The organism is Shewanella nanhaiensis, from assembly GCF_019457885.1.
GTDB classification, from domain to species: Bacteria; Pseudomonadota; Gammaproteobacteria; order Enterobacterales; family Shewanellaceae; genus Shewanella; species Shewanella nanhaiensis.
Genome location: NZ_JAHZST010000006.1, coordinates 291241 through 307343, shown reverse-complemented (window position 1 = coordinate 307343; position 16103 = coordinate 291241). Strand labels below are relative to the sequence as shown.

At 44.5% G+C, this 16103-nt stretch carries 14 protein-coding genes; 8 read left to right on the top strand and 6 right to left on the bottom strand.

Annotated features, from left to right (window positions below; translation table 11 throughout):
- Positions 1 to 2: 2 nt before the first annotated feature.
- Complete coding sequence (locus K0625_RS11075; protein ID WP_220109738.1) at positions 3 to 1217, top strand: M56 family metallopeptidase; 1215 nt, start codon at positions 3 to 5, stop codon at positions 1215 to 1217.
- Between the two features lie 156 nt (positions 1218 to 1373).
- Here the strand turns inward: K0625_RS11075 and K0625_RS11070 are convergent, their stop codons facing one another.
- The gene (locus tag K0625_RS11070) at positions 1374 to 1721 is read right to left on the bottom strand and encodes a DUF805 domain-containing protein (protein WP_220109737.1); all 348 of its coding nucleotides are present in this window, start codon (positions 1719 to 1721) and stop codon (positions 1374 to 1376) included.
- A 383-nt stretch (positions 1722 to 2104) separates the two neighbouring features.
- Here K0625_RS11070 and azu point away from each other — a divergent pair, with 383 nt between their 5' ends.
- On the top strand, positions 2105 to 2593 hold the full coding sequence (gene azu, locus K0625_RS11065; RefSeq protein WP_220109736.1) for an azurin: 489 nt from the start codon (positions 2105 to 2107) through the stop codon (positions 2591 to 2593).
- A 67-nt stretch (positions 2594 to 2660) separates the two neighbouring features.
- Here azu and K0625_RS11060 read toward each other — a convergent pair whose 3' ends face one another.
- The 3 genes from K0625_RS11060 to K0625_RS11050 form a co-directional block, all read right to left on the bottom strand.
- On the bottom strand, positions 2661 to 3995 hold the full coding sequence (locus tag K0625_RS11060; RefSeq protein ID WP_220109735.1) for a metal-dependent hydrolase family protein: 1335 nt from the start codon (positions 3993 to 3995) through the stop codon (positions 2661 to 2663).
- A 169-nt stretch (positions 3996 to 4164) separates the two neighbouring features.
- On the bottom strand, positions 4165 to 5457 hold the full coding sequence (locus tag K0625_RS11055) for a sigma-54-dependent transcriptional regulator (RefSeq protein ID WP_220109734.1): 1293 nt from the start codon (positions 5455 to 5457) through the stop codon (positions 4165 to 4167).
- A 107-nt stretch (positions 5458 to 5564) separates the two neighbouring features.
- Positions 5565 to 6509 (bottom strand): hypothetical protein, encoded by a 945-nt coding sequence (locus K0625_RS11050; RefSeq protein ID WP_220109733.1) that lies wholly within the window; start codon positions 6507 to 6509, stop codon positions 5565 to 5567.
- 395 nt (positions 6510 to 6904) lie between these two features.
- Here K0625_RS11050 and K0625_RS11045 point away from each other — a divergent pair, with 395 nt between their 5' ends.
- The 3 genes from K0625_RS11045 to K0625_RS11035 all read left to right on the top strand — a co-directional run bounded on the left by K0625_RS11045 (position 6905) and on the right by K0625_RS11035 (position 10721).
- Positions 6905 to 8620: a bifunctional aldolase/short-chain dehydrogenase gene (locus K0625_RS11045; RefSeq protein WP_220109732.1), complete on the top strand. Its 1716-nt coding sequence runs from the start codon at positions 6905 to 6907 to the stop codon at positions 8618 to 8620.
- A gap of 87 nt (positions 8621 to 8707) precedes the next feature.
- The gene (lsrK, locus tag K0625_RS11040) at positions 8708 to 10285 is read left to right on the top strand and encodes an autoinducer-2 kinase (RefSeq protein WP_220109731.1); all 1578 of its coding nucleotides are present in this window, start codon (positions 8708 to 8710) and stop codon (positions 10283 to 10285) included.
- 61 nt (positions 10286 to 10346) lie between these two features.
- Complete coding sequence (locus K0625_RS11035) at positions 10347 to 10721, top strand: cupin domain-containing protein (protein WP_012326337.1); 375 nt, start codon at positions 10347 to 10349, stop codon at positions 10719 to 10721.
- Here K0625_RS11035 and K0625_RS11030 read toward each other — a convergent pair.
- Positions 10718 to 11338 (bottom strand): response regulator, encoded by a 621-nt coding sequence (locus K0625_RS11030; protein WP_012326338.1) that lies wholly within the window; start codon positions 11336 to 11338, stop codon positions 10718 to 10720. The genes K0625_RS11035 and K0625_RS11030 overlap by 4 nt on opposite strands.
- 3 nt (positions 11339 to 11341) lie before the next feature.
- Entirely contained in the window at positions 11342 to 12724 is a 1383-nt protein-coding gene (locus tag K0625_RS11025) for a cache domain-containing protein (RefSeq protein ID WP_220109730.1), read from the bottom strand.
- Between the two features lie 366 nt (positions 12725 to 13090).
- On the opposite strand from K0625_RS11025, the gene K0625_RS11020 reads away from it, so the two are divergent.
- From K0625_RS11020 to K0625_RS11010, 3 genes are all read left to right on the top strand, one after another.
- A complete protein-coding gene (locus tag K0625_RS11020; protein WP_220109729.1) occupies positions 13091 to 14158 on the top strand; it encodes a TRAP transporter substrate-binding protein in 1068 nt (355 codons plus the stop codon).
- 105 nt (positions 14159 to 14263) lie between these two features.
- Positions 14264 to 14776 carry a TRAP transporter small permease subunit gene (locus K0625_RS11015; RefSeq protein WP_220109728.1) on the top strand — a complete coding sequence of 171 codons (513 nt, stop codon included), beginning with the start codon at positions 14264 to 14266 and terminating at the stop codon, positions 14774 to 14776.
- Positions 14776 to 16071, top strand: a complete 1296-nt coding sequence (locus K0625_RS11010; protein WP_065204421.1) for a TRAP transporter large permease — start codon at positions 14776 to 14778, stop codon at positions 16069 to 16071. Before K0625_RS11015 ends, K0625_RS11010 begins: the two co-directional genes overlap by 1 nt.
- Positions 16072 to 16103 lie beyond the last annotated feature (32 nt).

The window sequence follows — 16103 nt, the reverse complement described above, 5'->3', positions numbered from 1 at the left end:
TAATGCTTAATTGGTTAATGGAGCAAACCATACTCATCAGCTTAATCTGTGCCATTTTGTTAGTCGGTCACAAACAGATTTTGAAACTCTTCGGGGCTCACCACACCTATGCGCTCTGGCTAGCAATTCCAATGCTGCTACTTGGCTCTGCCATCATACACTTAGTGCCAAACTTGCTATCTAACTCTCGCATCATACAGCTTGAGCACTATCGGGTACTGGCAGATAGAACATTAGCTGACAATGAACTGTTTTTATCCGCTCCCACCCTATTAGCAATCTGGTCTCTTGGGCTCGCTTTCATGTTGATGACCATTGCCGTTCATGCTGTAAGACTAAAACAACTAATCAATCATAGCTCACCGTTTACTAGTATAGAGACTCGACTGCCCGTTATTCAACATCAGGATATTCACTCCCCTATGCTAGCGGGATTACGTCAACCAAAAATCATCGTTCCCTATGGATTTGAACAACTCAGTATCGCCCAACAAACGGCCGTGATTGAACATGAACAGTATCACCATCGCCGAGGTGATATCGGCGTGAATCTTATCGCCTTTGCCCTGCTCAGTATTTTCTGGTTTAACCCTATCTGTTGGCTCGCGTACCGACGTTTTCGTGATGATCAAGAGTTAGCCTGTGATGCTCAAATAACCGCATCTATGAATACAGATGAAAAGATTGCCTATAGCCGAGCCTTGCTCACTTACTCCCAGCAAGCTCACATCGGCATGTTACACACCCACTATGGAAATAAAAATATACTAAAAGAGAGGATATTACAGATGAAGAAACAACATGGAAAAAGCACACTCGCAATTATCGGTCTCACACTAGGCTTAGGTTTTAGCGGCTTAATGCTGAATCAACAAGTCCAAGCTGGTGATAAGCATGACTCTACTCATACAGTAAAAAAACAGCAGATCCATCCATTAACACGCGTAGAGCCTAAATACCCAAAGGCAGCGGTTGAAGCAAAACAAAATGGCTTTGTGCAACTTGAGTTTGATATCAAAAAATCTGGTGCTGTTGCAAATATCTCTGTGATCAAATCCTCACCTAAAGGTGTATTCGACAAGCAGGCGGTAAAAGCGCTTAAGCAGTGGACCTACAAAAAGTCTAAGCAAGGTGCTAAAGATGTTCAGGTGCAGTTAGATTTTGTTATTGATGAGCCCGCAGCAGATGTTGAACGCATAAAAGTAACCGCAAATTAAGTTCGGCTATATTGCAGTCAGGTTTGGCTGACTATAAAGTTGAAAAGGGGCCGCGATGCTCTTTTTCTGTTTCTGTTGATAACCAAACACAGAGCTATAAATCAATTGGACAATAAAAAAGGAGGCCAAAGCCCCCTCTTAACTTATCACACTATTTTACGCTTCTACGGCCTTCGGGCTTGCACCATATTCATTCTCACCAATACTATCTTGCACATAAAAGATCAGTAGAACGATGGCCCCAATTAGCGGAATAAGGCCCAGTAACTGCCACCAGCCAGATCGCCCCGTATCATGTAAGCGACGAGCTGCAATTGCGATTGTAGGTAGAAACAATCCTAATGCCAAAATAGCAGTAAATATCATAGTCCCCAAGAGAGAATCGATAAAAGCAGCTAAAACATAAAAGATCAGATAAAACAACGTATACATCCAAAACTCTTTACGGCGAGCTCGACCTGTAAAATCAGCATACTTTTTTAACCCGCCTACAAAATATTCCATATTATTCCCTTGTTATTACATCCAATGTTACTCATTACGTTTGCGTGAGCAGTTTTGCGACGTTGATCTTAATTGTTTTCTACCGGAGTGAAAACCTTCTAAGGCAATATTTACTGGATGTATTGTAAATGCCCCTAAACTAACATGGCTACTACATCAAATCATCGACTTACAATTGTAAATTTTAAATAGATCAGCTGCCTCCAAAAAATAATATAACAAATTGATAGTATAGACTTTAATGTGGACACCACTTTCCATAAACACGGCTTTATTAGTTCTTCCTTCCCTCTCAAACAGTGATAACAATTCTCATTAAGATTTAATTTAATTATGATATCGCCGTGTTTAACACACTTAATATAATCAAAAAGGATTTCAAAATGAAAATCTCAATCAATCGTCTAAAGACGATAAGCGCAGTGGGTTTACTCGGTTTTAGTGCACTTTGTTCTTTGTCGTTCAGTGCTGCCGCCAACGCGAGTGAATGTGAATTAACAATCAGCGCCAATGATGCGATGCAATTTAACACCAAAGAACTAAGCGTTCCGGCAAGCTGTAAAGAGGTCACCTTAACCTTAACTCACGCAGGACAACTACCTGCTACAGCCATGGGCCATAACTGGGTGCTAACTAAGCTTGCCGATATGTCAGCCGTTGCCAATGAAGGGATGGGAGCAGGTGCCGCCCTTAGCTATGTAAAAGAGGGAGATGAGCGTGTTATTGCCCATACTGATATTGTCGGTGGTGGTGCTTCAACCAGTATTACCTTCAGCACTGAGGGGATGTCTCCTGCAGAGTCTTATAAGTTCTTCTGCTCTTTCCCTGGACACTGGGCAATCATGCAGGGCGACTTTATCATCAAAGCATAAGGGCTAATTTAAGTGCAACAGGGCTAGAAGCTATCCTTCAGCTCTGTTGCTATGTAAGCTGCTAGTATCAATCCTTATTTTTATACACCTTGCCACCTTTCATCACAAAGTCGACATCCAGTAGGGCCTTAATATCCTCAAGTGGGCTCATGTCAGTTGCAATGATATCGGCAAACTTTCCAATCTCCAGAGTACCTAGCTCATCCGACATACCGATAAGGTCGGCGCCATTAACTGTCGCTGATTTTAAGATGTCTGAATTCGACATCCCAGCTTGATGCATCAACACCGCCTCGCGAGCATTGGTCCCATGTTGAGACACACCACTATCAGTTCCATAGGCTATCTTCACACCCGCCTTATGGACAGCTTTAAAATTATCAGTCATATCAAAGCCAACCCGCTTAGCTTTAGCCTTGATATCCTCTGACATAAAATCTGATGTTGCAGCCATCTTTACCACAGTATCACCCGCAAGCAAGGTTGGAACGAGGTACGCCCCATTTTTCTTCAATAGCTTAATACTCTCCTTGTCCGCATAACTGCCGTGCTCGATACTGTCGACACCTGCACGCAGAGCGGCATTAATGCCCTGAGTCGCATGGGCATGGCTCGCGACCTTACGTCCAAGCCCGTGAGCGGTATCCACAATCTCTTTAAGTTCATCGTCGGCCATCTGCTGACCTGTACCTGTATTGGTATCAGACAGAACACCTCCGGTAGAGGTTATCTTAATCACATCGGCGCCAAACTTAATTGCACGTCTTGTGGCACTTCGGCAGTCATAAGGGCCGTCACAAATCGTTTTAGAGGTGTATTTGTCAAGTAGGTCGGGACTCATACCATCCACATCACCATGCCCCCCAGTAACTGAAACACCGCCAGAGGCGATAATACGAGGCCCATCAACCCAGCCCCTCTCAATCCCATCTCTCAGGGCATAAATCTGTTCAGGCTTAGCTCCTAAATCGCGAACCGTAGTGAAACCTGCCATCAAGGTTTTTTTAGCAAAATAGGCGCTGCGAATAGCTATTTCGGCGTCTGACATGCGTAGCTTTTCACTGTCATTTTTAGGACCAAGCTCCCCTTGAAGATGAACATGCATATCCATCAACCCTGGCATAACAAAATGTTTCTTAAGGTCAATAACCTGAGCATCACCAAAAGTCTTAGCAGCTAAATACCCCGACTTAACATCCTTAATCGTCCCATTTTCAATAACTAACGTCTGCTGCTTAAGTGGTTTATTACCTGGAGTCACTAGTAGTTCACCGGCATGTATCACAGTGATATTTGCAGCCATTGCAGGGGCGGCTAAAGCCAGTGTCGTTAATCCTGCTAGCAGTAAAGAGGATTTACTTAATGGCCTAAGCGTTGCGGCTCCATTGTTATTATTTTTCATCATCTATCCCGAAGTGGTCACGCCTTATATTTTATGAAGGCTCTTAAAGCAATTAGGCTTAAACTGCCAAAGCTGAAGTTAAATAACAAGTTTTAACCACTTCAGAGGTTCGAGTTAAGAGATTTAACCCTAGAACTAAGTGTTCAGAATAAAGCTGATGAGAAAAAGATTAAGCGTTAACGTCAAGCTGCTTGATGCGGCGATAGAGAGTGTGGCGAGAGATCCCAAGCTGCAGTGCAGCCTTATTTCGATTGCCTTGATGTGCCAGCAAGACTGAACGAATATGCTCCGCCTCAGCCCTCTCCAGATGTTCTTTTAGTGATGAACCACTGCCACTGGGCGTACTGAACTGAATATCCTTAGCGTAGATAATGTCTCCATCCACTAAAATAGCAGCTTGGGTGATCACATTGTGTAGCTCACGGACATTTCCAGGCCAATAATGCAGACAAAGTTGTCGCTCAGCATCAGATGAGAGGCGCTTAGAAACATGGTGATTAGATTCAAACTCCAGTAAAAAACGACGAGCAAGTGGCAAAATATCATCTTGCCTTGCAGCCAACGGCGGTACCTCCAACGTAATAACATTGAGCCGATAATAGAGATCTAACCTAAAATGCCCCTCCTGCACCAGTTCAAACAGGTTTCTATGGCTAGCAGCTAAGATTCGGGTATCAATGGGACGCTGTACACTGCTGCCAACTCGCTTGATATGGCGAGTTTCAAGGACCTGTAAAAAGTTTCCCTGTAACTCCATCGGCAGGTCGCCTATCTCATCGAGTAGTAGCGTTCCCCCGTTAGCCTGTTCAAAGGCACCAATATGTTGCTGATCCGCACCAGTAAACGCCCCCTTTTCATGACCAAAAAGCTCATCTTGAGCTAAGGTCGCTTGTATGCCAGCACAATTTAAGCTGACAAAAGGTCCTGTATGACGAGCAGAGTTCTTATGAATATAGCGCGCTAAATACTCTTTACCACTGCCAGACGGCCCCTGAAGCAGCAAAGTTACATCGGTTTTGGCCACTTTACAGGCCAGTTCATATAGTAGATTAAGGGATTTCGTTGGCCCCTCAGTATGCACCTCCGGCTCAGATGTGTTGAGCTGCTGCATACCGATGCAGTGACCTATCATGGCGGAAAGAATATCGATATCCACGGGTCTGTGGTGATAATCATAAACATTGCTCAAAGAGAGACGCTTAGCTATCTGTTTTAGCTCCTCCTGAGCTGTGATAACTATCCATTGGCAATGTTTCTCCTTCTCCAGTACGGCCCTAGATCGTTCCAAGGAGGCGAGATCAATAAAAGCCAACCCGACCGAAGCCGCACTGCTTTTCTTAAAAATGCTGGTCTGAAACTGCCAACCGATGCTCGCTAAGCCCTCAATAAGTTGCTTATCTATATCGGTTTGTAACGACTCAGGCCACAGCATCACTGAACGATTTACAAGAGGAGTCGTCATGGCTGCTACCTTTTTTATTAATAGTGTAGCAGCCGTGAGACAGTTTCGCCTTTTTAACGGTATTTAAAACTATAGGCTTCATCATAAAATCATCCACTGATAGACGATTATTCAGTTTCCCTAAACTCCAACCAATAGCTCCCCCAGCCAATTTGCTTACCTTTTCTGTTATACCAAAATGAATCACCTGCAGACCAAGCTGTCTCCTCTGCAATAAAAAACTCCTCTATAGACATACCAATAGCGATAAGGGTTGTCTGCTTAAGGGTGTTACCACTCTTACATTGCATGACTAATAATTGAGTGTCTCCAACACCAAAATCATCCACAGCAATCATCGCCATATCCACAATGGCTAATGCATTCTCTTCATTCCAGTTAATCCCACCTGCCGCATTTTCAGGAGGCGTAGGTTGCGTCAACTTCCATAGGGCTCCCTGAATGTCTTGCCAGCTAGAACCAGGCAGTAATTCACTCCAATCCTGATTGATGATCCACTGAACATAAGGTAGGTTTTCAGGAAGATAGACCCAAGGCAGATCCACATCTAAGATAGAGCGTAACTCGCAATCTGTATAAGTGGTTCCATAACTAATACTGTGAGCGAGGTCGATACACCAAGCTGGATAACTTCCCCCTCCATCTATTGCCGCCTCAAAATAGGACTCACTACCAGGACCGACAGTGAAATTGGGATCCCCGCCGATAGGAAAAGCTGTTTCCACTGCTTCTGCATGATAGGCCACATATTGATCATTCGCCGAAACATCGATCATATAGGTATCTGAGACACTACAACCAAGATCATGACTATAGGGAAATTGGCCGGGTGAAGAACTCTCAGGTGCAGTATCTCCAACATAAAGGTGGGACTTTACCAGACACCAACCTGGCTCAGTAATTGTCGCTTCTACCGTTAAAAGTAACCCCATATAGGTGGTTTCAACACTCCCTATCTCCTGATATTGGCCAGCGTATAATGTGTGAGTACTGGCAATGGCTGAACTCGACAACAAGCTAACTAATGCTAACCAAAGCTTAAAATATTTCATATAAACTCTCCATTTGGATGAACACCTTTCGGCTTTACGACTGGCCGAACTGGGTATCAGGAGTTACATAAAATGTGCCAACATACATTCCAATTAAAACAGCTGGTTATAATTCTCACTAATAAGATTTTATCGTTCAAATAGGTCGAGATCTCTTTACTTACTACCAATCAAAGAGTTAATCAGTTGCAGAATTGCAACACCTATTTGCAAGTTTGATACACACCTTTTCTAGAGTCATAAAAGAACTTTCTACAAATACCAGACTAAAGATATTGTTTAGCTAATAAATACCTAAAGCTAACCCATTAATAGCCTTAACTTTTTAAATGAGTGTGCTATGTTATTAACCAATATCGACTTACCTAACTCACTTTTATCTGGAAGGGCTTACCATGCACAGCTTGTGGCAAAATGAGATAGCAGAACAACTCAATACCCCGTTAGCACTTAGGGTTTATACCTCGCGCCTTCTCGGACAAGAACCCGCACTTGTGCTCCACGGTGGTGGTAATACTTCGGTCAAAACTCAAATCACCAATCTGTTCGGTGAGACAGAAGAGATTCTCTACGTAAAAGGCAGTGGTTGGGATCTAGAAACCATTGAAGCTGGAGGGTTTGCTCCAGTAAAAATGGATGTGCTGCTTAAAATGGCAGGGCTAAAAGAGCTCAGTGATAGCGACATGGTAAAGTACCAACGCGCAGCGATGACAGATCCCAGTGCGCCTAACCCATCGGTAGAAGCAATTCTTCACGCCATCATCCCCTTTGCCTATGTTGATCATACCCATGCCGATGCCATAGTGACCTTAACAAATACGCCAGACGGTGAAGGGATGCTCCAAGAGCTCTTTGGCAAACGGGTATTTGTTATCCCTTACGTCATGCCAGGGTTTGCACTGGCTAAACTTGTGTATGAGATGACACAGGAGCTGGAGTGGCAATCGATAGAGGGATTAGTGTTGATGAACCATGGCCTATTTACCTTTAGTGATGATGCTAAGGTCGCTTACGAGAAAACCATCGACTTAGTCACGGAGGCTGAGCAGTTTATTGAAGCTAAACTTTGTCTAAAATCGGAAGCCATTGAGGAGAGCACTGGTCATGAACCCAGTGGGTACCCAGAGCAGGAGATCAGTATCGATCTAATCGAGCTAGCTCAGATCCGCAAATTAGTTTCAGCACAAAAGGGAGCTGCACAAGTCGCCCTACTCAATAGCTCCCTCCCCTCTTGCCATATGGCCAGTCATCCTAAGCTTAACGATATTGCCACACGTGGACCTTTAACTCCGGATCACGTTATCCGTACTAAGCGGATACCTGTGATATTAGGTGAAGATTTTGAAACAGATTTAAGCGAATACGCCAGTCAGTATATTGAGTACTTCGGGTCCTATCAACAGGGTCAAACCATGCTCAACTACGCCCCTAATTTCGCTATTTGGCAGGGAAAGGCGGCGATTTCTTTCGGAAAAACAGTGAAAGAGGCACTCATCATAGAGGATATTACCAGTCACACTTTTGATGCGATCCTGACAGCCCAGCAGATAAGTCAATATCAGGCGCTCAGTGCACAGGAGATATTTGAGGTTGAATATTGGGAGCTTGAGCAAGCCAAACTTAAAAAAGCCGCCAGCAAAAACACACCTCTGCTTGGTAAAGTCATCATAGTGACCTCAGGCAGTGATGATGTGAGGCAAGCCCTAGTTGCTGAGCTCACCTCACTGGGAGCCAATGTCATCGAGCTTAATCATGAGCAAGATTTCGATACGCTAGATAAGTGCCAGGAAGCTGCTGAAACCGCGATTATTGATTTTGGTGGTTTGGATAACTTGATCTGTCTAGATGACAACTCAGCCAACCAGTTATTAATCAATACCTGTGAGGTATTTTTAGAGCATGGCCTCTCCCCAACAGTCCTTTGTGTCAACCATAACGCTCTCCCGGTAATGAGCAGTGACACAATAAAAGTACTTGCCCTTAGCTGTCAGTTGCCCAATAAAAACGAGCAAGATGACAATCAAGAGTCAGCAATTTTCAATCTAACGAGTGCCATCAAGATGATGTTGTCTAAGGAGTACCTCCCAAGCGAGGAGCCTGTCTCAGTCTAGATAAACATGTGTGAGGGGGGAAGCATAGATAAATTCCCCCCCAAAAAAAGTGGCAAAGCCCATAAGAAGCAGCATAAGGAGATGAACATGGATAAATATCTGTTAGCCATCGATGCAGGAACAGGAAGCGGTAGAGCAGTGCTATTCGACCTTCAGGGCCAGCAAATTTCGGTCGGTCAGGAGGAGTGGTCACATCTCGAAGAGGAGGGGGTTGAGCACTCTATGGGCTTCGATTGCGAGCAAAACTGGGCCCTCCTTTGTCGCTGCATTCAACATGTAATAACAGATGCCAACATCACTCCCGAGCAGATAGTCTCAATTTCAGCCACCAGCATGCGAGAAGGCATAGTACTCTTTGACAAAGAGGGAAACGAGATCTGGGCTGTGGCTAATGTCGATGCCAGAGCTGCTCAGCAGGTAAAGGCGCTAAAAAGTGCCATCTCAGATATTGAGATAGAGTATTACCGGCAATCAGGACAAACCTTTGCCCTAGGAGCATTACCAAGAATCCTGTGGCTTAAGGAGCACCACCCAGAGATCTATGAGCAAATGCACACTGTAGCCATGCTCAGTGATTGGATCTTGGCCAAACTCAGTGGCGTTATCGCAACTGAGCCATCAAATGCAGGCACGACAGGGATCTTTTCACTGTCAAAGCGCCAGTGGCAACCTCAAATGGCCTTAGAGGTTGGTGTCACCGATACCATTTTCCCCACTGTACATGAAACAGGCACCCGAATTGGAGGTGTTACTCAATACGCTGCAGAGCAAACAGGACTTGCAGCAGGAACGGCAGTGGTAATGGGCGGCGGTGATGTACAGCTCGGCGCGGCAGGTCTTGGAGTGGTCAATCTAGGCGATATGGCAGTGCTAGGCGGCAGCTTTTGGCAGCAGGTGGTCAATATTCCAGCCACCACAACCCCACCTAAGGATATGTCTATTCGCGTTAATCCTCATGTTATTCCTGGTTTGTCTCAAGCCGAGGGGATCACCTTCTTTAGCGGTTTAGTGATGCGCTGGTTTAGGGATACCTTCTGTAAACTTGAGCAGTTAGAAGCGCAGCGCCGTGGTATCGATACCTACGAGCTTCTTGAAGAGATGGCCTGCGACGTCCCCGTCGGCTCCCACGATATCATCCCAGTATTTTCCGATGCCATGAACTACGGCAACTGGTATCACGCGGCTCCCTCATTTATCAACCTCTCTCTGGATCCTGAAAAGAGCGGCCCCGCCTGCCTATTTCGAAGCTTAGAGGAGAACGCCTGTATCGTATCAGCCATCAACTTAGAGAAGATACATGACTTCACCGCCAATGAAATTAGTTCAAATAGTGATACATTAGTGTTTGCTGGCGGCGCGAGTAAAGGCACACTCTGGCCACAAATTTTGGCTGATGTGACAGGGAAAAAGGTCAAAATTCCTAAAGTGAAAGAAGCCACCGCACTGGGGGCTGCAATGGCCGCTGGCGTGGGAATTGGCGTCTATAAGGATATGAGATCGGCGGCAAATGAGTTAGTGACTTGGGAGAAAGAGTACCAACCAAATAGGGATAACTTCCAGCGCTACCAAGAGCTGAAGCAGCGCTGGCTAGAAGTTTATCAGCAGGAGTTAGGCTTAGTCGATAAAGGACTAACCACCTCCATGTGGCAAGCACCGGGATTGTAATACCAGCGAGTATAAGAAAGTTATCGACACAATATAAAACTTAACGTGAGTAGGAACAGCTATGTATTTAACGAATGAATCTGAGCACGACTATCGATTTGGCGAATATGGCCCTAAATATGTCACCAATGGCCCAAGAGTCGATTTCGGTATTGTGGTGATCACGCCAGGCGAAGCTCACCCTTGTCACAAACATGTGAAACAGGAGGAGTCTTTCTTGGTCCTCGAAGGCGAATGTGCCGTCTATGTTGATGGTGTTCGAGTCTTGATAAAAGAGGGAGATTACCTACGTTGTGAGCCAGGAGAGTCACACCTGTTCCGTAATGAGAGCGATAAAAACTTCAAATCTGTCTTCGTTAAAGCGCCTTACATGGAGGAGAAAGACAGCGTCTATATCGACTGGCAACCAGGACAAGAGTTTATTAAAGAGGATTAACCATCAAGCCCGTGATCAATCGCGTAACGCACTAGGCCCGCACTGGTTTTAATGGCTAACTTGTCTTTAATATTTCGCCTATGTGTCTCTATGGTGCGAACACTAATATCGAGCTCTCGAGCGAGCTCCTTATTATTCAATCCAGAAGCCAGCAAACGAAGCACAGTCTGCTCTCTGGTGGTTAATACCGTATTTTTATCCGGTTCCTGACTACTCTGGACTAAGAGATCTGAAATAGCTCGACTGTAATAGATACCACCATTATGAATAACCCGTAAGGCATAGAACATCTCAGCGGCACTGATATCTTTAAGGGCATAGCCTCTCACTCCACGATTAAGTACGCTCAACACATACTCCTTATCATCATGCATACTCAGGATTAATATTTTAATCTCGGGAAACTTATCTTTAAAAATCTCCGCTGCATCCATGCCATTCATCTCAGGCATACTGATGTCCATCAACACAATATCGGGCATTAGATTAGGCATCTTCTCAAGGGCTTCTTTACCATTTGCAGCTTGGCCAACAATGACAAAGTCATCATCCATAGATAAGCGGGCAATTAACCCCTCTCTAAAGATCGGATGATCGTCCACAATAAAAATTCGCATCGGCTACCTCTTCTCTGAATTACTGTATTTGAGTAGTTTTTTGGGTAGTTTGGCCACGACTTTAGTCCCCGATGACGCGCTGTAAATATCGAGCCTGCCATTAAAGTAGCTAATACGCTCCGCCATATTTCTCAGTCCAATTCCAACAAATGGAGATTTATTCCGGCTTAACTTCTGCGTATCAAAACCAGCTCCATTGTCAGAGATTGAGAGAATAAACCAAGCGTCATTAACCTTAACTTTTACTGTGACTTTTGTAGCATGAGCATGGCGCTCAATATTAGTCAGTGCCTCTTGTGCAATACGGTACAGGGTCGTTCTTGCATCGCTGGGAAGTAATTTATTAATGGCAAGAGGCTCAAAAGCGATATCGATATTGAGTCTATTTCGATAGTCTTCAATTAACGCCGAGAGCGCAGCAGATAAACCATGATCCTCTAGTAAGTTTGGATGCAGATCCCTAGATATTCGACGCACATCATTAATCGTCGCATCTAAATACTGCTCACATTGGGTCAACTCCTTAGTGGCTACCTCCCCTTTATCCAATCTAAAAATAGCATTTTCAACCACGTACTTTGTCGAGACTAACATCTGAATAATGCCATCATGTAGCTCTCTAGAGACCCGTTGACGCTCAACCTCCTGGGTATCGACAATACGGTTAGTCAGGGCTTTAAGCTTTACATCAGCCAATTTCCTCTCGCTTGCCTGCAGAAAAAGACCGGAAAAAAACACCACCACAACACCAGCAACCGTTAACACAAAAATAACTACAAATGTCTGATTAATATATCCATTAATCTCATTTTGTAGCGTCACGACATCTCGGTCTATATCATCAATATAGATCCCAGTTCCTACCATCCAACGCCATTTATCCAACATGACAGAGTAAGCAAGCTTCTTAGCCAGTAACCCCGTTGAAGGCTTCTCCCACAGATATTCATGAAAACCGCCCCCTTGCTGCGCATTGGAGATCAAGATCTGAATTAAGGGATTACCGGACACATCAACCCAATCCCATAGATCTTTGCCGACACGATAAGGCTGACGAGGATGAACAATATTGACGCCTCTGTCGCTATAAACGAAAAAGTAGCCATCATCGCCGTGTTGCAAGGTATTAAGGATCTCAGCAACCTGCTTCTGGGCAAGCAAGTCCTCCTCACTGGCAGTCTGATAAATATGGCTAATCGCTCCCATCGCTAGCTCGATATTTGATTGCAGCTGCTGCTTTCTTAACTCAAGGATCTTCTCTCGATAAGATGCCCCACTCTGCTCCGATAAGAGTTCAGATTGATAATGTAACGCCAAAACAATAATCAGCATTGAGAGCACTAGCGGAAGAATACTGAGTGCAATAATCTTCTGTTTGAAGTCCAAAACTGGGTCCCATTGAAATATTTTTATTTTGTTATTGTCTTAATATTAGTGCACTAGCCAGAGTAAATTTCAACCTAACCCGATTTTACAGAGTGATATTTCAGCACTAACAAATACCGCAGAGCAATGTTACAGAAAGGTAAATTATTGTTTTAAAAAATGATAAGCCAGTTGAGTTTTATCTATAAAAAATTTGTCTTTTCTATGCTCAATCCGATTAAAGAGGCTTAGACAGAGGGAACATTACGAGAAAAACTAAGAACAACTACGTAAAAACCCTTAGATGGCTCAGTAGTAAAACGAATATCTAGCCTTTAAAAAAATAACTAACTTGGCAGTTCACTAATTTGATTATGGGACACCAAGATGTTCAAACTCCTATCTGCGACACTCATTATCTCAACGCTACTTTTAGCATCTAGCAACTCAATCGCTGATGAAAAGAAAACCTATCGCTGGCGATTAGCTGAAACCTGGCCAAAGGATTTTCCAGTATTTGGCGACACAGTGAAAAGCATGGCACAGCGGGTTAAAGAGATGTCTAACGGCCGCCTAATTATCTCTATTGATTCCAAAAATAAACACAAAGCCCCTCTAGGCATCTTCGATATGGTTCGAGCAGGACAATATCAGATGGGCCACTCAGCTTCCTATTATTGGAAGGGAAAAGATCTCAAAACCATGTTCTTTACAACCAGACCCTTTGGCATGACCGCAACCGAACAGTACGCTTGGTTTTACTATGGCGGCGGCATGGAGCTAATGCAGGAGGTCTACGGGCCCTATGGACTCCTCTCCTTCCCGGGTGGCAATACTGGTAATCAAATGGGTGGCTGGTTTCGTAAAGAGATCAAGTCGGTAGATGATCTGCAAGGCCTTAAGATGCGGATCCCAGGTTTTGCCGGAGAGGTGATATCTAAACTAGGTGCAAGCCCAGTCAATATCCCAGCAGGTGAGCTATATACTGCACTTGAGCGAAATACTATCGATGCTTTGGAGTGGGTAGGACCATCACTGGACTTACGCATGGGCTTTCAAAAGGTTGCTCCCTTTTATTACACAGGCTGGCATGAACCCGCGACTGAGCTGCAGTTTCTAGTGAATGAGAAAGCCTTTAATACGCTGCCAAACGATCTGCAAGCTATCTTAACTATCGCCATGCGAGCTTCTGCCTATGACATGTATGCTCAATCGATGCATGAAAACGCCATCAACCTTGAAAAAATAGCGAAAGAGCACCCAGAGATCCAGATAAAGACCTTCCCAGCAAGCATCATGCTCAAGCTGCAACAAGCCAATAACGATTTAATAGAGCAGTTCAAACAGCAAGACCCGCTTACAAAAGCGATCATCGAGTCACAGGAACGTTATCAAGAGATAACACGTCCATGGACACAAATATCTGATCAAACCTATCTGGAAATTAGCCAGTAACGACTGAAGGGCTTGATGCGTTTCAAGCCCATTTACTAAAGAGCTCTGACTTTACCTTAGCTCGGCATTCAGTGCCTACTCGGCCATAAATATAAGAAAAGTCGTATGAAAAAAACACATACTCTACTCGGTAAACTACTGGATAGCTTAGGTTATCTCTGCGCCATTTTAATGATTTTGATGTTATTTAATGTCTTTTATGACGTTGTGATGCGCTACCTATTCAATAACATCTCCATTGCGATGCAAGAGCTGGAGTGGCACCTATTCTCCGCCATGTTTATGTTCGGAATAGGCTACACACTGAAGGAGGATGGGCATGTAAGGGTAGATATCTTCTACGACAACCTAAGCCGAAAAACTCAAGCTATGATCAACATCTTAGGGGTACTCATCACGGTATTCCCCTTTAGCCTACTTATCATCTATTTCGGTGCCGCTTTTGTTGAGGATGCCTACCAACTCGGCGAGAAAAGCCCAGATCCCGGCGGACTCAGTTACTTCTGGATCATAAAGTCAGTCATTCCACTCTCCTTTGTCTTCGTGATCATCGCAGGGATATACCGGTTAATCGGTGAAGTATCAGTCCTGCTTGGCTCACTAGTGGAGGCAAAATAATGACAGGTTTAGCACTCTTTATTATCGCGATGATCGCCATCTTCTTTGGCTTCCCCATTGCATTTACCTTTGCTGGCGTCTCTATGGCTATCGGGATCTTAGTGCTCGGCATCGATCTATTCGCATTTATGCCATTTAGAATTATGAGCACGATGCAAAACACCATTTTGATGGCAGTTCCCCTGTTTATCTTTATGGGGATCGTATTGCAGAAGACTAATTTGGCTGAAGAGCTGCTTGAGTCCATGGGGAAACTCTTTGGAGGACTTAAAGGCGGCTTGGCAATATCGACCATCATTGTCGGCCTATTTTTAGCGGCATCTACGGGAGTGGTTGGCGCCAGTGTGGTTGCCATGGGGGTAATATCCCTGCCAGTGATGCTCAAGCATAGATATGATCCGAAATTAGCCACAGGCATTATTTGTGCAGCAGGCACTTTAGGTCAAATCGTTCCCCCTTCGATTATCTTAATCATCCTCGGAGATGTAATGGGACTGCCTGTTGGCGATCTGTTCACCGCAGCGCTTCTGCCCTCCTTGATACTGGTGAGTGCTTATCTCATCTATATCTTAGCCATAGTCAACATCAAACCCAGTATTGCACCGCCCATAAAAAATGAGCTTGATGAGCCTAACCTGACCATGGTTATCAAGTGCTTGAAACTGATTATTCCACCGCTATTTCTCATCGTTGCGGTTTTGGGCTCTATCTATTCAGGACTGGCAACTCCCACAGAGTCTTCCGCTCTGGGTGGCGTTGGCGCCCTATTGCTGGCACTCATCTATGGCAAGTTCAAGTTCAAACTCCTTTTTGACAGCGCACTGGAAACCGTCAAGGTCTCCTCTATGGTGTTTGCCGTGCTTATCGGCGCCACAGCATTTTCTATGGTGTTTAGCTATAGCGGAGGAGAGTCCATCGTTGAGGAGTTTTTTGTCTCGTTGCCAAACGCCCAATGGACATTTGTACTTATCGCCATGCTCACCATTTTTATCTTAGGTTTCTTCATCGATTTCATTGAGATCGCCTTCATCATAGTGCCAATTTTGACCCCGATAGCCCTCTCGTTGGGACTCAATATGAACTGGCTCGCCATTCTTATCGCCATGAACCTACAAACCTCATTTTTAACGCCTCCCTTTGGCTTCAGTCTGTTTTACCTCAAGGGAGTCGCGCCACCACAAATTAAGACATTAGCGATCTACAAAGGCGTGCTGCCCTTTATCGCCATACAGATGTTAATTCTGGCTCTTCTGGTTTTCTTCCCAGAACTATTTGGCCTTAGTCGATTGAGTTAAAAAGCGAAACTAAAAATAAAATAAGGAGATAG